The sequence below is a fragment of the Hydrophilobacter chitinilyticus genome (assembly GCF_049860745.1).
Lineage (GTDB): Bacteria > Pseudomonadota > Gammaproteobacteria > Burkholderiales > Burkholderiaceae_C > Rhodoferax_B.
In genome coordinates, this window is record NZ_CP187561.1 from 3,213,630 (window position 1) to 3,230,505 (window position 16,876).

17 protein-coding genes are annotated in these 16,876 nt (G+C 60.3%); 4 read left to right on the forward strand and 13 right to left on the reverse strand.

Annotation, left to right across the window (positions count from 1 at the left end; translation table 11 throughout):
* Positions 1-24: 24 nt before the first annotated feature.
* The 11 genes from ACPWMG_RS14240 to ACPWMG_RS14290 all read right to left on the reverse strand — a co-directional run bounded on the left by ACPWMG_RS14240 (position 25) and on the right by ACPWMG_RS14290 (position 11,430).
* Positions 25-1,272: an enolase C-terminal domain-like protein gene (locus ACPWMG_RS14240; protein WP_483300149.1), complete on the reverse strand. Its 1,248-nt coding sequence runs from the start codon at positions 1,270-1,272 to the stop codon at positions 25-27.
* Between the two features lie 43 nt (positions 1,273-1,315).
* Positions 1,316-2,278 carry a Bug family tripartite tricarboxylate transporter substrate binding protein gene (locus ACPWMG_RS14245; protein WP_483300150.1) on the reverse strand — a complete coding sequence of 321 codons (963 nt, stop codon included), beginning with the start codon at positions 2,276-2,278 and terminating at the stop codon, positions 1,316-1,318.
* 50 nt (positions 2,279-2,328) lie between these two features.
* Positions 2,329-3,096, reverse strand: a complete 768-nt coding sequence (locus ACPWMG_RS14250; protein WP_483300151.1) for an SDR family oxidoreductase — start codon at positions 3,094-3,096, stop codon at positions 2,329-2,331.
* 54 nt (positions 3,097-3,150) lie between these two features.
* Positions 3,151-3,978, reverse strand: coding sequence for a fumarylacetoacetate hydrolase family protein (locus tag ACPWMG_RS14255; RefSeq protein WP_483300152.1), 828 nt, complete (start codon positions 3,976-3,978; stop codon positions 3,151-3,153).
* A gap of 37 nt (positions 3,979-4,015) precedes the next feature.
* Positions 4,016-5,071 carry an L-idonate 5-dehydrogenase gene (locus ACPWMG_RS14260; RefSeq protein ID WP_483300153.1) on the reverse strand — a complete coding sequence of 352 codons (1,056 nt, stop codon included), beginning with the start codon at positions 5,069-5,071 and terminating at the stop codon, positions 4,016-4,018.
* Between the two features lie 41 nt (positions 5,072-5,112).
* A complete protein-coding gene (locus tag ACPWMG_RS14265) occupies positions 5,113-6,099 on the reverse strand; it encodes a 2-hydroxyacid dehydrogenase (protein ID WP_483300154.1) in 987 nt (328 codons plus the stop codon).
* Between the two features lie 59 nt (positions 6,100-6,158).
* Positions 6,159-7,331: an ABC transporter ATP-binding protein gene (locus tag ACPWMG_RS14270; RefSeq protein WP_483300155.1), complete on the reverse strand. Its 1,173-nt coding sequence runs from the start codon at positions 7,329-7,331 to the stop codon at positions 6,159-6,161.
* Between the two features lie 21 nt (positions 7,332-7,352).
* A complete protein-coding gene (locus tag ACPWMG_RS14275) occupies positions 7,353-8,186 on the reverse strand; it encodes a carbohydrate ABC transporter permease (protein ID WP_483300156.1) in 834 nt (277 codons plus the stop codon).
* A complete protein-coding gene (locus ACPWMG_RS14280; protein WP_483300157.1) occupies positions 8,183-9,115 on the reverse strand; it encodes a carbohydrate ABC transporter permease in 933 nt (310 codons plus the stop codon). Before ACPWMG_RS14280 ends, ACPWMG_RS14275 begins: the two co-directional genes overlap by 4 nt.
* A gap of 27 nt (positions 9,116-9,142) precedes the next feature.
* On the reverse strand, positions 9,143-10,402 hold the full coding sequence (locus ACPWMG_RS14285) for an ABC transporter substrate-binding protein (protein ID WP_483300158.1): 1,260 nt from the start codon (positions 10,400-10,402) through the stop codon (positions 9,143-9,145).
* Between the two features lie 299 nt (positions 10,403-10,701).
* Positions 10,702-11,430, reverse strand: a complete 729-nt coding sequence (locus ACPWMG_RS14290; protein WP_483300159.1) for a GntR family transcriptional regulator — start codon at positions 11,428-11,430, stop codon at positions 10,702-10,704.
* A gap of 380 nt (positions 11,431-11,810) precedes the next feature.
* On the opposite strand from ACPWMG_RS14290, the gene ACPWMG_RS14295 reads away from it, so the two are divergent.
* Positions 11,811-11,978, forward strand: coding sequence for a hypothetical protein (locus ACPWMG_RS14295; RefSeq protein WP_483300160.1), 168 nt, complete (start codon positions 11,811-11,813; stop codon positions 11,976-11,978).
* Positions 11,979-12,088: 110 nt separating this feature from the next.
* Here ACPWMG_RS14295 and ACPWMG_RS14300 read toward each other — a convergent pair whose 3' ends face one another.
* A complete protein-coding gene (locus ACPWMG_RS14300) occupies positions 12,089-13,819 on the reverse strand; it encodes a methyl-accepting chemotaxis protein (RefSeq protein ID WP_483300161.1) in 1,731 nt (576 codons plus the stop codon).
* A 444-nt stretch (positions 13,820-14,263) separates the two neighbouring features.
* Between ACPWMG_RS14300 and ACPWMG_RS14305 the strand changes: the two genes are divergently transcribed.
* Positions 14,264-14,857 carry a Csu type fimbrial protein gene (locus ACPWMG_RS14305; protein WP_483300162.1) on the forward strand — a complete coding sequence of 198 codons (594 nt, stop codon included), beginning with the start codon at positions 14,264-14,266 and terminating at the stop codon, positions 14,855-14,857.
* A gap of 274 nt (positions 14,858-15,131) precedes the next feature.
* Here the strand turns inward: ACPWMG_RS14305 and ACPWMG_RS14310 are convergent, their stop codons facing one another.
* Positions 15,132-15,704, reverse strand: coding sequence for a DUF1003 domain-containing protein (locus ACPWMG_RS14310; RefSeq protein WP_483300163.1), 573 nt, complete (start codon positions 15,702-15,704; stop codon positions 15,132-15,134).
* 306 nt (positions 15,705-16,010) lie between these two features.
* Between ACPWMG_RS14310 and ACPWMG_RS14315 the strand changes: the two genes are divergently transcribed.
* Complete coding sequence (locus ACPWMG_RS14315) at positions 16,011-16,235, forward strand: hypothetical protein (protein WP_483300164.1); 225 nt, start codon at positions 16,011-16,013, stop codon at positions 16,233-16,235.
* A 54-nt stretch (positions 16,236-16,289) separates the two neighbouring features.
* Positions 16,290-16,613, forward strand: a complete 324-nt coding sequence (locus ACPWMG_RS14320; RefSeq protein WP_483300165.1) for a hypothetical protein — start codon at positions 16,290-16,292, stop codon at positions 16,611-16,613.
* The last annotated feature ends 263 nt before the right edge of the window (positions 16,614-16,876 follow it).

A 16,876-nucleotide genomic window follows, 5' to 3' on the forward strand; every position in this document is an offset into this window, starting at 1 on the left:
TACCCTCTCGCCGCTTTCAAGGGCTCAAGGGGTCTGCAAGGTGCCGTCCATCAAACGGGTTTGCGTCCAGGTGGTGACGGTGTTTTCGCAGGGGTACTTGGCGGCTTCGACCTCGTCGAGATCGACACCCAGGCCCGGTTTCTCATTGGCGTACACAAAGCCTTTTCGGAATTCCGGCAGGCCAGGGAACACGTCGAGCAAGGCTTCCTTAGGGCCTTTGAGGTCCTGGATCACAAAGTTCGGCGGTTCGGTGCCCGACCACTCCTGCACGCCAAAGTTGCGCGCCGCCAGATCGATGTGGATGTTGGCCGCGTGTGCCAACGGCGACATATCGCCTGGCCCATGCCACGCCGTTCGCACGCCATACTGTTCGGCGAACAGCTGCAACTTGCGCGCCGGGGTAATACCGCCAACCTGGCTCAGGTGCACACGGATGTAGTCGATCAGCCGCTCGGCGATCAACGACTTCCATTCGAGGGGATGGTTGAACAGCTCACCCTGGGCCAAGGGTGTGCTGGTCTTGGCACGCATCTGCCGCAGCCAATCGCCCTCCTCCAGCGGAATGGCATCCTCCAGGAAGAACAATTCGTAGGGTTCGAGTTCACAGGCAAAGCGGATCGCGTCAATCGGCTTCAAGCGTTCATGGACGTCGTGGCACAGCTCCACATCAAAGCCCAGGCGGCTACGCAGCGCGTCAAACATCTTCAGCGTTTCGCGCATGTACTTGCGGCTGTCGAGGTAGATGCCGTCGAGCGAGCCTTGCGGTGCATGCGCCGGCGCCGCACCGAACTTGCCGCCACCGTAGCCGCCGCTTTGGCAGCGAATGTGGGTGATGCCTTGGGCGCGGTACTTCTCGATGTTGTCGCACAGCTCGTCGATGTCGCGGCCATCGGCATGGCGGTAGATCGGCACGCCTGTGCGGCAGGCGCCGCCAAACAGTTGGTACAGCGGCATGTTCGCTTGCTTGCCTTTGATGTCCCACAGCGCCATGTCCACGCCGGAAATCGCGTTGTTCTCGATGGGGCCGTTACGCCAGTAGGCGTTCTGGTGCATGAGTTGCCACAGCTCCTCAATCGCATCGACATCACGGCCGATGAGCAGCGGTCGCAGGTATTCCTCGATCAGGCATTTGACGGCGAGGTGCCGGTAGGCAAAGGTACCGCAGCCAAGACCCACCAAACCGGGTTGGTTGGTGACCACCTTGACCACGAGCAGGTTGATGCCTTCCGGGGCGGTAAGAATGACTTTGACGTCGGTGATGAGTGTGGCCATGGATCAGCTACTTTTTTCAGTTCGTGAGGTTCGAGGAAGTGGGCTACTTCTGGATGTTGACGCTGCCCAGAAGCTTCTGGAAGTACGCCGACTGGCTGTTCATGAACGCTTGAAACTCTTCGCCCGCCATGTAGGCCGGTTGCAGATTCGCCCGCAGCAACGAGGCGTTGAATTCCGGGTCGGCCACGGTCTTGCCGACCACATCGCGCAGGTAAGCGACGACGGCAGGTGGCGTGTTCAGCGGCAGCCCCAAGCCGCGCCAGGTGCCCACTACCAGGTCGGTGCCTTTTTCTTTGAAGGTCTGCACATCGGCATAGGGTGCGGGCAAACGCTGCTCGGCCATGGCGGCCAACACACGCACCTGCTTGGCCTGCACGAAGGAGCCGATTTCTGCCGGGCTGACCACAATCGCCTGCACATGGCCACCGACCAAGGCCAAAACGCTGGGCGCGGCGCCCTGGTGCGGCACATGGGTGAAGCGCACGCCCGCCTTGTCTTCCAGCGCGGCGGCGGCCAGATGCCAGATCGTGCCGGTACCGGCATTGCCGACGGAGACTTCACCGGGCTGCTTGCGGGCGGCGGCCAGCAGTTCATCGATGGACTTGAACGGCGAGTCGGCACGCACCGCCACCAAACCTGGGTCGCCATTGAGCCGGGCCAGCGGGATGAAGTCGCGCGTGGTGACCTTGGTCATGCCCAGGTGCGGGATGATGGCCAACTCGGAGATCAACACCCCGATCTTGTAGCCGTCGGGCGTGGCACGCTGCACCTCGGTCATCGCAATGCCGCCGCTCGCGCCGGGCTTGTTGTTGACGATGAAAGGCTGGGTGCAGTATTTTCTGGCGATGTCGGCGAAGCGGCGGGTCATCACATCCGTGCCACCGCCTGCTGACGAGGGCACCAGGATTTCAATGGCGCGGCTGGGGTAGTCGTTGGCCATGGCTTGCGTGCCCACACCAGCGGCGGCCATGGCAGTCAACGCCATGAATGTGCGACGGTTTTGCATGTTTGTCTCCTGATGGAAATGTTTTTTCTAGGTGAACGTGGTCTGTCGATCTACAACACCGACAACCAGCCGCCATCGACATAGATGATTTGCCCGTTGACGTAGTCCGAAGCGCGCGAAGACAGGAAGATGGCCGTACCAATCAGTTCTTCGGGCTTGCCCCAGCGCTTGGCGGGGTTGCTGGCCTTGACCCAGGCATCGAACTCGGGGTTGTTGATCAAGGCGGTGTTCATGTCGGTCTGGATGTAGCCGGGGCCGATGGTGTTGACCTGAATGCCGAACTGCGCCCACTCGGCCGCCATGGCGCGCGACAACATCTTGATGCCGCCTTTGGCTGCGGTGTACGGCGCCACCGTGGCGCGCGCGGCCTCGCTGGTGAGCGAGCCGATGTTGATGACCTTGCCGCCCTGGCCCCGGGCAATCATGCGTTTGGCGGCCTGCTTGCCCACGATGAACGCGCTGGTCAGATTGGTGTCGAGCACACGCTGCCAATCTTTGAGCTCCAGATCGACCATGGGGGTCCGGTGCTGGATGCCGGCGTTGTTGATCAGGATGTCGACTGCGATGCCCTCTGCATCGAGCGAGGCATACGCCGCATCGACTGCGGCCTCGTCGGTCACGTCGAAGACCAGGCCACGCGCGTCGTGCCCAGCCGCGCGCAGTTGTTCTACCGCATGCGCCACTTGCTCGCCATTGCGGGCATTCAAAATGACCTTGGCGCCGGATTCGGCCAGCCCCTGTGCAAAGGCGTAGCCCAGGCCACGGGCCGAACCGGTGATCAAGGCGGTGCGTCCGGTCAAGTCAAATAGTGTGTTCATGTCGTGCTGTCTCTCGAATCAAAATGAAAAGTTGGCGACGCTTGCAAACCCTGCTTAGCCGCGCACTGTGGTGACGATGCCGTCGCGCAGGCCGATCTCGCCCAAACCGGGGAAGCGCACCAGAACGTCGGCCGCCGCAGGCATGGGAATGGCCCCCACCCAGGAGCCGGTGGTGACCACGGTGCCGGCGGCCACGGTGTGGCCATGGCGCGTGGCGTGGCGTAGCCAAATCGGCAAAAGCCATGATGGATCACCGAGCGAGTAAGCGCCGGTGTTGGCGATCACTGGCTGTGTGCCAAAGCGCACTTCGCAACGCTGCTGCGCCCAATCGTGGGCCGACCAGGGCAACCATTCGGCGATCAACAGCGCCCCGTGCGAGCCCTGGTCGGCCAGGCGGAGAGTGGCCGGTGCCTGGAGGCCTTCGGCCCAGCGCGAATCTGCAATTTCAATGGCAACCGCCATGGCCTCCACCAGTTTGGAGACCTCTTCATGGCTTAGGGCCTGCGCTTGTGCTGGCGTCACCGCCCGCCCCAAACGCAACACAATCTCGGCCTCTACCGCCGGGGTGTTCCAGCGAAAGTCTTTCAGCGACGCACCTGCGGTCCGTATGCCGGAGGCGGGCAACGCCGCATGTGTCAACGTTGAAGTACGCGATGCGCCACCCGATTTCCAGTGGCCCGCAGCCTCATGGCCAAACCAGCCCAATGTTTGCGCGACCAGTTCCTGGACGGCATACGCTTGTGCGTCAGAGGACAACAGCGCGAGTGAGCCTTGTGCGGTCACCGTGGGCGCGGCCTGCCCGCTTTGGCGTGCGGCCACCAAGGCTGTCGCCACCTGCTGCACGGCAGGATCACTTTTATCGTCGGCAGGAAACACGTTCATTTGCTTCATTTTTCAGGTTCAGAGGGATAGCGCTGTTTCAGGCCTCGGCGCCGAAGTCGATCAGCACCTTCATGGCCCGCTGGCGGTCGCTCGCGAGTTCAAACGCCTGGACTGCATGCTTCATGGCAAAAGAACGGGTGATGACGGGTGCCAAGTCCACGCGCTTTTCGTTGATGAGCTTCACAGCCAAGGCAAACTCGGCATGGAAGCGGAAGGAGCCCATCATCAGCAGCTCTTTCGCCACGATGACGTTTTGCGGAATGCTCACGTCGCCGCCTAAGCCCAACTGCACCACCACGCCGCGTGGGCGCATGGCCTCCAAGCCCGTGCGCAGCGCACGTTCGTTACCAGAGCATTCGATCATCACGTCGATCTGGCCCTTGTCGTGGGTGAAGGCTTGCACCCAGTCGGGCTGGCTCACCACGTTGAATGTTTTGTGCGCCCCCATGGCGCGCACCACCGTCAACGGTGCGTCGACCACATCGGTAGCGATGATTTCCGCCGCGCCATGCAACCGTGCGGCGGCCACCACCATGGCCCCAATGGGCCCACAGCCAGAGACCAACACGCGTTTGCCCAGCAGAGAACCGGCGCGCGAAACGGCATGCAGACCCACGGCAAACGGCTCGGCCAGCGAGGCCAGCGCCATGGGCGTCTCGGCCGACACGGGTTCGCATTGCTCGGCCTCGCAGACCAGCAGATTGCGGAAGGCGCCTTGCACGTGCGGCGTGCGCATGGCACTGCCAAAGTAGCGCATTTCAGTGCACTGGTTGGGCAAGCCTTCCAGGAAAAAACGACACTGCGCGCAAGGCAGGCTGGGGTTCACCGCCACCTTGTCGCCCACCTTTACCTTGGTGACCTCGGCGCCCACTGCGCTTACCGTGCCCGCCACCTCATGCCCCAATGCCATGGGTTCCTTGACACGGATGGCACCAAAGCCGCCGTGGTGGAAGTAATGCAGATCGGAGCCGCAGATGCCGCCCATGCCCACACGCACCAAAACCTGTGCGGGGCCAATGGGGCCTACTTCGCGCTCGTCGACACGCAGATCGCTGGGGGCGTGCAGCACCAGTGCAAGATAACGTTCACTCATCTGATTCTTTCCATTCGTTTGATCGCTTACGTTTCGCCCGGTCACTTCGAGGTGCCGTGAAGCACGTTGACCAAGGGCTGTCCTTCAGACCAACGGCGGATGTTGTCCGCCATGGTTTCCTGGCGGCGGCGCACGGTGCCCGAGGTCCAGCCCGACATGTGCGGTGTCATCAACAGGTTGGGCAAGGCGCCAAAGTCCAGACGCGACGGTGCGCACTCGGCCTGCGTTGGCGTGGGGTACTGGTACCAGGTGTCGATGATGGCGCCGCCGATCTTGCGCTGGGCCAGCGCGTCATACAGCGCTTGTTCGTCGATCACCGGGCCACGACCAACGTTCAGGATCACGGCGTCCGGCCGCATGGCAGCAAACGCTTTAGCGTCCACAATGCCTTGCGTCTGCGGCGTCAATGGAAGAGAGACCACCACCGCATCGGCCGAGGCCATGAACTCGGGCAACTGGTGCAATCCAAACTGCTGGCTTACGCGGGCATCTTGGATGGGGCTGCGGTTGGCCACGGTCACCCGCATGCCAAACGCCTTGGCGCGCGCCAGAATGGCTTGTGAGATATGGCCAAAGCCGAGCAGGCCCAGCGTTTGGCTGCCAAGTTCTGTGCGCAGCGCTGTGGGCCGGCCGGCCCAATACGTCCAGCGCTGTTGGCGCAGGTCGGCATCGGCCTGGGGCAAGGGCACATGGCGTTGCAGCAGCGCGGTCATCACGTACTCGGCAATCGCGTCTTCGTGGCCAAAGCAGTTGCACAACACTGCGCTGGCGGGCAGCAGGCTCACGTCGATGGCATCGGTGCCGGCCGATGGTGCGTGGAACAGCTTCACACCGATGGGCTCGGGCAAGTCGCGGTTGAGTTTGATGCCGACGATCACGTCAGCCGTGGCGTAGTGTTCGCGCTCGCCCGGACCGTTCAACGTGTCGCTCAGGTCGAGGATCTGGTGACGGGCATCCACCATGGTTTCAAAGCCTTGGCGGAAGTTGGCGGCGTTCTCGCCGTGGAATACGATCTTGAGGGTTTTCATGCTGTAGGCAGATGGAGGGTTGGGTTGGTTGTCGGCTGCTAGCGGCGTTCAGGCTGCCTTCAGGCGGCAAGTGACAGATGCGGTGCGCGCAAACGCTGGCCGCTGCGGTCAAACAAAACCGCCTCGGTAAGATCCAGCGACAGGTGCACGGGTTGGCTGATGCGCAGATCGCTGTAACCCGGCACCACCACCATCACATCGGCACCGCTGCCGCCCTCGTCGTTATGGGCCGTTTTGGCTTGGTCGAGCTGGACGCTGACAATCGACTCTGCGCCCACGTGTTCCACCAGTGCCACCTTGCCCGCGAGCCCACTGGTTCCCAGTTGCATGGCGTGCGGGCGGATGCCCAGCAACACGTCGTGCGTCTGTTGTCCAAGTGCCGCCAGATGCGCCGGCAGCGGCAGCGCGGTCTTGCCCACCATCAGGCCACGCTGTGGTTCGATACGCGCTTCAATCAGGTTCATCGGCGGTGTACCAATGAAGCGGGCGACGAAGGTGTTGGCCGGGTCGGCGTAGATTTCGCGCGGGGTGCCAAATTGCTGCACCACGCCATCGCGCATCAGGGCGATGCGTGTGCCCATGGTCATGGCTTCGACCTGGTCGTGGGTCACGTAGACAAAGGTACCGCCCACCTCGCGGTGCAGCTTGATGATCTCGGCGCGCATGGAGGTGCGCAGCTTGGCGTCGAGGTTCGACAGAGGCTCGTCCATCAAGAACACATCGGGCTGCCGCACCATCGCACGGCCCAAGGCCACACGCTGGCGTTGGCCGCCTGAAAGAGTGCGCGGGTATTGGTCCAGCATGTCGGTCAACGCCAGGGTTTTGGCTGTGCGCGCCACCAGGTCACGCACGGCCGCCGAGCGCTCGATGCGCCGCTTGGCAAAACCGCCTACCAGCGGCAAGTGGAACCACCAGCGGTGCTCACGCATGATCAGCGGGAAGGTGATGTTGCGGCGCACCGTCATGTGCGGGTACAGCGCGTACGACTGGAACACAAACGCCATGTCGCGGTCGCTCGGCGGCAGGTTGTCGACGCGGCGCGGGCCGACGTGGATCTCGCCGCTGGTGACCTGTTCCAGCCCGGCCAACATGCGCAGCAGCGTGGACTTGCCGCAGCCCGAGGGGCCGAGCAAGACGAGGAATTCGCGGTCGGCGACGTCAAACGAAATCTGGTTGGCGGCCTTCTTGCCGCCGAAGATCTTGGTCACGCCCTGAAGAGAGATGGATGCCATGATGGAGTACTCGCGAATGGGTTAGCCCTTGACGCTGCCGGCCGTCATGCCGGACACCACGTAGCGCTGAACAAAAAGATAGAAGATGACGGCGGGCAAGGTGTACATGAGGCCAATCGCCATCACGGTGTGCATGGGCGTGCTGAGTTCGCCCACAAAACCAGCCAACCCCACCGAGGCGGTTTGCAGGCCTTGGTCGCTGATCAGCGTTTGTGCAAACACGTATTCGTTCCAGCCGTGGAAGAACGCGATGACGGCGGCAGCGGCCAAACTGGGTGCCACCAGCGGCAAGACCACGGTCAACACAATGCCCAAGCGCGTGCAACCGTCGATGCAAGCCGCCTCTTCAATGTCCACGGGCACACCGTCCACCGCGCCCTTCAGAATCAAGGTGATCACGGGCACGGTGAACGCCGTGTTGGCCAGGATCAGACCGGTCAGGCTGTTGAGCAAACCCAGCTCACCAAAGATGGCGTACAGCGGCACCACCAACATCGCTTCAGGCAACATTTGCGTGACGAACAACGCCCCCCCCAAGACCGCCACCGCAGGAATGCGGTACCGCGACAACACATACGCAGGGAAGATCGCCAACACGATGCTCAGCGCAGCGGTGCCGAAGGCCACGATGGCGCTGTTTTTCAGCCAGGTGGCCACGGCGGTGGTGTTGAACGCGTGGCCATAGACGGCCCATTGCGAAAAGTCGGGCAGCAGATGCGGCTTGGCCGCAAACAGGTCTGGCGACGAGGTCAGCGACGTGACCAACATCCAATAGATGGGAAAGGCCGCGAGTCCGAGCAGGGCAAGCACCAATGACACGCGCAGCCCATGCGACCATGACAAGGTTTGGTTCATCGCTGCCCCTTGGCACGTTCGGCACGCTGGTTGTAGCGGAAGTAGAAGACCGTGATCACCAAGGCGATCGACAAACCGACCATGCCGACGGCAGCGCCCTGCCCCAGGTCACGGTAGACAAAGGCCCTGCGGTAAAGCTCAATCACCAACGTGTTGGTCGAGCCGATGGGGCCGCCCTGGGTCATCAGCCAGATCAAGTCGAAACGGCGCAACGACCAAATCGTCAGGAACAGCGCGAGCAAGGCAACCGAGGGCTGAATGGTGGGCCAGACGACGGCGCGGAACACGCTCAGGCGGTCGGCACCGTCGATAACAGCGGCTTCGCGCAACTCAGAAGAGACACCTTGCAGCGCCGCCAGAATGACCACCGATGCAAACGGAAAGATCTGCCAGATCGTGGTGAGCAACACCGCCGGCAGGGCCAGCATTGGACTGTCGAGCCAGCCTTCCATGCCACCGCTCCAGCCCAGTGCGGCCAGCAGGTGGTTGAACACGCCGTACTGTCCGTTGTAGATCCAAATGAAGATCAACGCCACGGCCACGGGTGGCGCGGCCCATGGAATCGTCACCAACGCGCGCGCCAAGCCTCGGCCACGAAATGGCGCATCCAGCAGCAGGGCCGCACCGAGCCCCAGGCTGATGGCCAACACCACACACACCACTGTGTAGACGGCGGTGATCAGCAGCACGTGGCGGAACTCATCCTGCGTCACCAGGTCGACGTAGTTTTGCAGGCCTACATAGGTGTGCTCACCAGGCGACAACAACGAGGTTGAGGTGAAGCTCAGATAAAGCTCTTGCGCCAGGGGGTAGCCCTGGAACAGCAGCAGGTAGATGGCAACGGGCGCGGCAAACCAGTAAGGTGTCCAGTCGCGCTCTACCTTGGGCTGCGCTACCAATGGGCGCGCCGCGGAGGTGATAGCTTGCATGGGAAGCTCCGAAAAGCGAGGTTTGGGTTACTTGCGCAACACTCGGGTGGAAGCCAGACGCTGGGCGTCGTCCATGGCCTTTTGCGGCTCCATGCCACCTTGCAATACTTTCAGCACCTGCTCCAGCACGATCTGCTGAATCTCAGGCGTCTTCACTTCCAAGCCCTGCACCAGTTGCGGCACGCTGTTCGCGGCTTGTTCGTCGTAGACCTTCAACCATGGGCGCTTGGCCACCAACTCGGGGCTGCGCTCGATTACCGTGGCCACGTTGCTTGCGCCCAGCAGTTCCTGCAGTTCGGCCTGGTTCTCGGGCTGCAAGGTCCATTTGAAGAAGGTCTCGGCGGCGGCCTTGTGTTTGGTGTTGGCGTTGATGGTCAACGGTGCCAGCACCATGCCCTGCGCCCGGGTAGGGAACGGCGAAGGCGCCGCAGCAAAAACCAGATCGGGCGCTTGTTGGGTAAAGATGCCGGCGACACCACCGTTGTCTATCTCAATGGCCACCTTGCGCTCCCAAAACATGCGCCGATAAGTGGCTGCATCCGCGCCTTTGGGCGTGACGCCTGCGTCGTAAATGCGTTTGTACGCGGTGATGCCGTCGATCACTTTCGGCTCGTTCAGCGTCAGGTTGCCGTTGGCGTCGCTCCAACGGCCACCAAAGCCATAGACGAAGTTGCACACGTCTTGCCAGAAGCCATTGCCCTCGGCCATGGTGGCGCGGTAGGCATAGCCGTAGATGCCGTTGCCTGAAGCGGCCTTGGTGGCTTCGACCAATTCATCAAACGTCGCTGGTGGTTTGCCGCCTTTCAGCAAGGCAGGGTTGTAGAGCATCACGTAGTTGCTGATCTCGAACGGCACGCCGTAGCGCTTGCCTTCCACCTGCATATATTTGTCTGGTGCGCTGAAGCGGTAGTTGCCGCCTTTGAGCAGATCGTCCAGCGGCAGGATGCGCTTGCTCTGTACTGCCGCGTAGTAGTCGATCAAGTCCATGCGCACCAGGTCTGGCCCTGCCCCACCCCCCATCTGGGTGAACACGGTTTTGGCAAAACTGGCGAACGGAATGGCAATGGGTTGCACTTCAATCCCGGCCTGGCTTTTGTTGAACTTTTCCACCCATGCCTTGAGCCGGTCGCCCCGCCCGGCCTCGCTGAAGGTCACCCCGGCAAACGTGATGACTTCTTTGGTTTGCGCATGGGCTGGCATCGAATGCCCCAGTCCAATCGCAGCCGCAACAGCGGCGAGGGACCAGGTCATCACATCACGACGTGGCAGGTGGCGGAAGGCTTGCATGGTTGTCTCCTAGCTTGTGGATGAAGTGCGGCTTTATGTTTTGTTGCCGCGCCCATAACAGGCATCGCAACACATTATTGGCATCCGCTGAATCTAGTATATGGTGATATTTCAGATGAAATCCTAGGGTTTCCCACTAAGAAAACTGAAATCAATTTTGGCTAGCCAGACGGAGCAAACGTGAGACAACGTCGCAACCAAGCCTGACATATCAAGCGCTAGAAAGCGACAAGAAAGCGGCTGCTCGGACAGCAAACCGCGCCACTGAGCATCGAACGGCCCGCCGCCGCACTGAGCAGCTACAGCTTGTCGAAGTCTTGCAGGCTGCAGTCGAGCAGCACGGGGTCAATCTCGCGCTCGAGGACATCGAACATGCGGTCGACAAAGTCAATCAATTCGTCAGAAGCTTTGATGGCCTGTTCGACGTGGCAGTTGGCCACGGCGTCCAGCAAAGCCAGGTGAACATCTATCGTTTTGGCCAAGCCATCGTCTGGCGAAACCTTGGTGTGGTAGAGCCAGCCAATGCGTCGAAAAACCGTGTGCAGCGGCCGAAGGGTTTTTTCGACGAATGGCTCGCCAGCCGCGGCGAGAAACAGCCGATCCAGTCTGCGGTCGATCACGTTGAAGGCGTCAATCGTCATGCCTGCCAGGTTCTCCCGCAAGTGACGCTTCATATGCAGCATCTGATTGCGGTGTGAGGAACTTGATTTTTCGGCCGCGAGGCGGATCACAAACCGCTCAAGGTCACGTCGCAGACGCAGCAGCATCCGTTCACGCGCGAGATCAATCGGTGCCACCTGCAATCCCCGGCGCGCATGCACCCGCAGCAATGTGTCTTCGGCAAGACGCGTCACCGCCTGGTGAACTGGTGTTCGGCCCAACTGCACGATGTCTTGCAGTTCCAGCAACGCCAGGTGACGGCCCGGTGCCAACTGGCAAGTCACCAGTCGCTCTTCAATGGCCTCGTGGGCCTGCTCATACAGATTTTGCGGATTACGGCCCCGCACAACCTCTGCATCAGGGGCCATGGTTTTAGGTGAAGCAACCGCAACCAATTTGGGACGGGGTTTTGTGGGGCGTGACAAGGTAGGTCTCCGACTACTCTGGATATGTGCTGATATTTTATCTTCATCAAGCCGCCATCGACTGGATCAAACCCCAAAGCCGAAGAGTTGCCCTACCGCAGGACGGGATCGATCCAGGCGCCCCATGCATCACAAAACGAAGGTCGCTGCACTCGACAGAGGGGTGAGCACGGATGCACAACATGTGCGAAGTCTTCAGACGACACAATCACGACACACTTGAAGCGGTCCACCAAATCACACTCTCGGGCGTTGACCTGTGACTTATGTCTCAGTCGTAAAAACGACCTCGCGGAAATCGCGGCTTGATTGGAGGAATGACCATGGCGTTCAAGAGAAAACTGTTGATGACCGTATTGGCTGTCCTTTGTATTCTGGGTTACGACCAAGACGAGAATACTTCGTCCACCAGCATCGCTTCGGCAGAGAAAAACCATACTGCCGTCAAACCGAATACCGGACTTGGCATGTGGGTCTTCACACCCCGCTGAAGTATGCGGTGAAAGACACGTTGAGGGGGTGCGGAAGCCTGCCACAGCGCAGAGCAGCCCTTTTCGAGCGCGCCCCTCGCAAGGCGGTTGTGCACATCGCTTTCAATGCTCTAGAAGCTGCTCCAGCCTTCCACGTTTGCGGCCGGTTTGGGCATCACCGATGTCGCCTTCACGGGCACAAGTGCAGGACGATTGGCATTGGGTAGGGGCTTGAAACCGCTCTTTGGCAATGGGACCGCCCGACTGCCGGTGTTTGCAACCTCGGCCGTGCGAGGAACAAGCGGTACATGCGGAGTTTGGTTCGACACGTGGAGAGCGCGCTGGCGACTCGCCCCAGCCGCCAACTTGAAGACCGCCACCGCCCCTACCAGATCCTGCGCCTGGCTATTCAGGCTGCTCGCGGCGGCAGCCATTTGCTCGACAAGTGCCGCGTTCTGCTGCGTCGATTGATCCATCTGTGTCACGGCCTCACCTACTTGACTCACGCCGATGGACTGCTCCGCACTGGCGGCACTGATTTCCCCCATGATAGAAGTGACGCGACGGATGGATGCCACCACGTCCTGCATGGTTTCACCGGCCTGGTCCACTAGGGTGGTGCCATGTTCGACGCGGCCTACACTGGCCGAGATCAATGATTTGATTTCCTTTGCAGCTTCCGCAGAACGACCTGCCAGATTACGCACTTCACCGGCCACCACCGCAAAACCGCGTCCTTGTTCGCCGGCGCGTGCGGCTTCCACGGCTGCGTTCAACGCGAGAATATTGGTCTGGAACGCGATCCCGTCGATCACGCTGATGATGTCGGCAATCTTCTTCGAACTGTCGTTGATGTCTTTCATGGTCTCCACCACCTGGGCAACCACTTCACCACCACGTTCGGCCACGGTTGAGGCACTCTGCGCGAGCTGATTGGCTTGGCGCGCGTTGTCTGCGTTTTGTTTGACGGTGGAACTGAGTTGCTCCATTGAGGCGGCAGTCTGCTCCAGCGCACTGGCTTGCTGCTCGGTGCGTGCGGACAAGTCGTGGTTGCCCTGGGAGATTTCGGCGCTGGCGGTTGCGACGCCTTCCGCGTTTTGCCGCACGTTGCCAACCACCTGGACCAGGCTCGACTGCATGGCCTTGAGGGCCAACAGTAAAAGCGAGGTCTCATTTTGACCTGTGGCTTCAAACTGCAGGCTCAGGTCGCCATCGGCCACCGCACGTGAAACTTCAACCGCCTTGTTCAAGGGCCCGGTGATCGAACGCACCAACAGCCAGCCCAGAACAGCCAGCAAAAGCACGGCCGCTACCCCCAAAAAGACCAGCGTTGCGACGCCGGTGCGGTACGCCGCCTCTGCCGCGACCGATGCATCAGCCCCTTGCTTGACTTGTACGGACACGAACTCTTCGGCCGCCGCTGTGGCAGCGGCTTGCAGTGGCGCTACCGACCTGTTCAGCACCATCAGTGCTTCTGCGTTCTGGTTGGCCGATCCCAGACGCACGACTTCGGCCGTTGGCGCTTGCAGCGCGTCTACGGCTTTCTCAAGTTTGGACAACGCGGCCTTTCCTTCTGGCGTGACCACGGTGTCTTGCAGTTGTTTGTCCAGTTTGAGGTAAGTGCTCCGAACCATGGCCAGATTCTGGACCGCACTCGCAATCGCGTCGGGCTGCTCTTCAAGCACCACGTTGCGCGAACCGATCGCACTGGCGCGCATGTTGTCTTTGATGTCTTTGGCGGCCAGTATCTTGGGCAACCGGTCGTTCGTTGCTATGTCCAGTTCAGACTCGATCTTGTGCATCTGACCTACCCCCACCGCGACCATGGTGGTGAGCAAAACCGCAGAGAGCGCGATGCCCATGAAAAGGCGGGGGCCGATTTTTAAGTCATTGAAACGCATTTTTGTTTTCCGGAAGTTTTGAGGCAAGGCATGTCAGCGTTCGCTTGTGGGGTGAGGAAGCAGTTGGTGTCATCCGAGCGCCACACACGGCGAGGAGGCCAAAGAACGCTGCCCCGCCATCTCTGGTCGAGCGGCTCATGCGCATGACCGGATACACATGCCCCCAGCGAGTGGGTCGGCATGCCGCTTGGAACAAAGCCTTTGAAATAGCTGACATGGGCTTTTATGTTCCCGCCAAGCCGCGCGTGAAATGTGACGCAACTGTCAATCTTGATCTGTTGCCCTTGGCCTCCAACGAGGCTGTGGCGGCATGTCCGGAGGTCAAACCGAGTTCACGTTTGCGCCACGATCTTTCCAGGCTCGGAAATCACAATTCACTCCATCGCAACACACCTGGAGATGACCATGAAGACCACCAAGATTTCTACCGCCGCTTCCACAGCAGCGATGGCTCTTGCGCTCGGCCTTGGTCTGACTTCTTTCGGCGCCCAAGCAGCAGGCAGCATCTCCGGTCAATTGAATGCCCAGATGGTGTTGCAAGCCGGTTGCTACATCAGCGGTGCATCTGGCGCCGGCAGCAGTGGTGTGAATTTCGGTACGTTGGACTTCGGCTCACAACCCAGCACCTTCACCGGCGTGTTGACGGCCAACGCCACCGGTGGTGTGGGCGGTGCAGGCGCCACGCAAATTGTGTGCTCTCCCGATGTCACGGCCTTGACCGTTTCGGTCAGCGGTGGCAACAACGCGGGCCAAGGCGGCAGCATCGGCACCGGCTCCCGCGCCATGAAGTTCGGCACCAGCTACCTGCCCTACGAGGTGTACCGCGATGCGGCGATGACCACCGCCTACCCCTCCAATGCCACCGCACTGGGCGTGACACTGCCGGGCACTGGCGCTCCGCTGAACCTGCCCGTATACGGCCGCATCAACAAGACCAGCACCAACGGTATGGCTTCTGGCACCTACGTGGACACCCTGCAAGTCACGCTGAGCTGGTAACAGCGCCACTCAACCGTCGTTCCGCCCGGTTCCATTGCGGGGAGACGGTGCCTTCTGTGGGCCTGGCCCACTCGGTTGTCGATTGGGGGGATTCGGCGTTTTCGGGACTGTGCTGGACATGGTGGATACCTCAAACCTAAGGACTGCTGCGAAGAACGAACCGCCATTGTTCGATGGCGTTGCACAACATGATGTAGGCTGCTTCCGATTCGGTGGTCGGTGCCTTGCTTTGACGCGCACCCGCAAACGGTTTGACAGAACCCAAACTGGGCCCTTAAGGGGATGCCTTGTGCTGGTGTTCCGCTCGAATGATTTGCTGCAATACGGCCGACGGATCGGTATTGGTAGAGAAGCCAAGCACCTCCGCCCTGTCCTCTTCCGGTATTTCCATCTTGTGCGCCATTTGAGAAAGCAATCGCAAGATGGCGGTGGTTTCACGCTCCGTGAGCAGGTTCATCTGCAAGTCCAGATGGTGCCGCCGTTCGCTCTCGACCGCTGAAAAATTTTGGCTGATGAGAATCAGCACGGAAAGAAAGATGGCCTCCAGCGACACCACCAGCATCAGAAACTGGAAGGGATAGGGATCGAAGCTTTTGAATGCCACGTTGTCACCGATCCAAACGGCGAACCACAGCACATGCAGCCAGAGGAACGTCAGGCTGCCGCAGAATCCCGCGATTTTTTGCACGACGTGATAGAACGCCGACTTGCGTTTGCGCCGTTCGTCCTCGTGGCACAGAATCGCCTCGATGTTCCGCTCGGTGAATTCGCTGATGACCTTGTTGACCTTGCCACTGAGAGGATGGTCGCTTTGGCCCGTGGCGGGAATGGTCTGCGCACTTTGCATGGGCTTCTCCGGTTGACGCCCGAGAGCCTACATCGTCCGCAAGCTTTTCAGGGCACTGATTCCGGCAGTCTCGACGTGTTGGCGCAACCGCCTACATCGCTTTGCTGTTGGGCCTCACATGAGGAACGGGGAAATCATCTGCCGGGAGGTTCTCAGCCTTACGCCGTCAGCGTTGAGTGCGGCGGCGTCTCCGCAAGGCTGCCTCTTGGCCGACCGTGGAATCGGACGCGGCTTACATCGCCAAAGATCAGGATCTCCAAGAATGAATCATCCGGGTCATGGCACGCATCTCATTCAAGGAAATCCATGCAAAACGCAACTCAAAATCCCACTTCAGATCCGCAAGGTCAAACCAAACCTTCCACTGATCCCAACGGGCCTATACCAGGCAGTTCCAAGCCGAGCGACAAGCCAAAGGAGAAGACGCCCCAGGACACCCCGCTTCAGATCGACCCGGCTCAAGAAAAGCCAGATTTTTCACCTTTGGTTATGGCGCAACTTGATCCGGACGCCGGGTTTAACGGTGCATAGGTTCTGAACTTACAGCGACAAATTCAGGTGTCCGAAAAACAGGAGGAACGTCCCATGTCCACACCTAAACCCAAAAATACCAAAGTTGTCGATCACGCAGCTGAATCTGCCGCTCAACCGGCTGTTGACGCAGGTGCTCATGCCCCCGGCAGCACCCACGCGGCGGTGCACGGTAAGCCAACACCGCGATTGCCCCATGAACGTGACGAGTCCGCTGACAGTGGTACCCGTGAACCCGATGACATCATGAAAAAAGCGGCTGACGACATGGACAAAGGCGCGGTGGACCGGGTGCGCAGCCCGGCCACGCAAAAGCATTACAGCCATCTGGCCAAAGAGGCTCAGGCCGACGAGAAAAGAAAAAAGTCCGGCCGATAGATGGTGAGCTTGGCAGTGGGCAACGCGCAGCTCCTCTGCCATGAGGCTCAACACAACCGAGAACATCGCATTGGACGGCAGCGCAACTGCATTGCAATATCAATCGCTCACACATTATTTTTGAAGTTGGCTCGCCCTTTGCATTTACATAAGCAAAGGCACTTCAAAATTCAGATAAAGACGAATGAGATCAACGGTTTACACGGTGTCCCTCATTGAAAAACAACGCCCACCTGAACATGCCTTCCCACAGTCACATCGAC

Excerpts from the sequence above, each read along its gene's own strand:
- ACPWMG_RS14240 (WP_483300149.1), bottom strand. The coding sequence starts at position 1,272 with ATGGCCACACTCATCACCGACGTCAAAGTCATTCTTACCGCCCCGGAA.
- ACPWMG_RS14245 (WP_483300150.1), bottom strand. The coding sequence starts at position 2,278 with ATGCAAAACCGTCGCACATTCATGGCGTTGACTGCCATGGCCGCCGCT.
- ACPWMG_RS14250 (WP_483300151.1), bottom strand. The coding sequence starts at position 3,096 with ATGAACACACTATTTGACTTGACCGGACGCACCGCCTTGATCACCGGT.
- ACPWMG_RS14255 (WP_483300152.1), bottom strand. The coding sequence starts at position 3,978 with ATGAACGTGTTTCCTGCCGACGATAAAAGTGATCCTGCCGTGCAGCAG.
- ACPWMG_RS14260 (WP_483300153.1), bottom strand. The coding sequence starts at position 5,071 with ATGAGTGAACGTTATCTTGCACTGGTGCTGCACGCCCCCAGCGATCTG.
- ACPWMG_RS14265 (WP_483300154.1), bottom strand. The coding sequence starts at position 6,099 with ATGAAAACCCTCAAGATCGTATTCCACGGCGAGAACGCCGCCAACTTC.
- ACPWMG_RS14270 (WP_483300155.1), bottom strand. The coding sequence starts at position 7,331 with ATGGCATCCATCTCTCTTCAGGGCGTGACCAAGATCTTCGGCGGCAAG.
- ACPWMG_RS14275 (WP_483300156.1), bottom strand. The coding sequence starts at position 8,186 with ATGAACCAAACCTTGTCATGGTCGCATGGGCTGCGCGTGTCATTGGTG.
- ACPWMG_RS14280 (WP_483300157.1), bottom strand. The coding sequence starts at position 9,115 with ATGCAAGCTATCACCTCCGCGGCGCGCCCATTGGTAGCGCAGCCCAAG.
- ACPWMG_RS14285 (WP_483300158.1), bottom strand. The coding sequence starts at position 10,402 with ATGCAAGCCTTCCGCCACCTGCCACGTCGTGATGTGATGACCTGGTCC.
- ACPWMG_RS14290 (WP_483300159.1), bottom strand. The coding sequence starts at position 11,430 with ATGGCCCCTGATGCAGAGGTTGTGCGGGGCCGTAATCCGCAAAATCTG.
- ACPWMG_RS14295 (WP_483300160.1), top strand. The coding sequence starts at position 11,811 with ATGGCGTTCAAGAGAAAACTGTTGATGACCGTATTGGCTGTCCTTTGT.
- ACPWMG_RS14300 (WP_483300161.1), bottom strand. The coding sequence starts at position 13,819 with ATGGGCATCGCGCTCTCTGCGGTTTTGCTCACCACCATGGTCGCGGTG.
- ACPWMG_RS14305 (WP_483300162.1), top strand. The coding sequence starts at position 14,264 with ATGAAGACCACCAAGATTTCTACCGCCGCTTCCACAGCAGCGATGGCT.
- ACPWMG_RS14310 (WP_483300163.1), bottom strand. The coding sequence starts at position 15,704 with ATGCAAAGTGCGCAGACCATTCCCGCCACGGGCCAAAGCGACCATCCT.
- ACPWMG_RS14315 (WP_483300164.1), top strand. The coding sequence starts at position 16,011 with ATGCAAAACGCAACTCAAAATCCCACTTCAGATCCGCAAGGTCAAACC.
- ACPWMG_RS14320 (WP_483300165.1), top strand. The coding sequence starts at position 16,290 with ATGTCCACACCTAAACCCAAAAATACCAAAGTTGTCGATCACGCAGCT.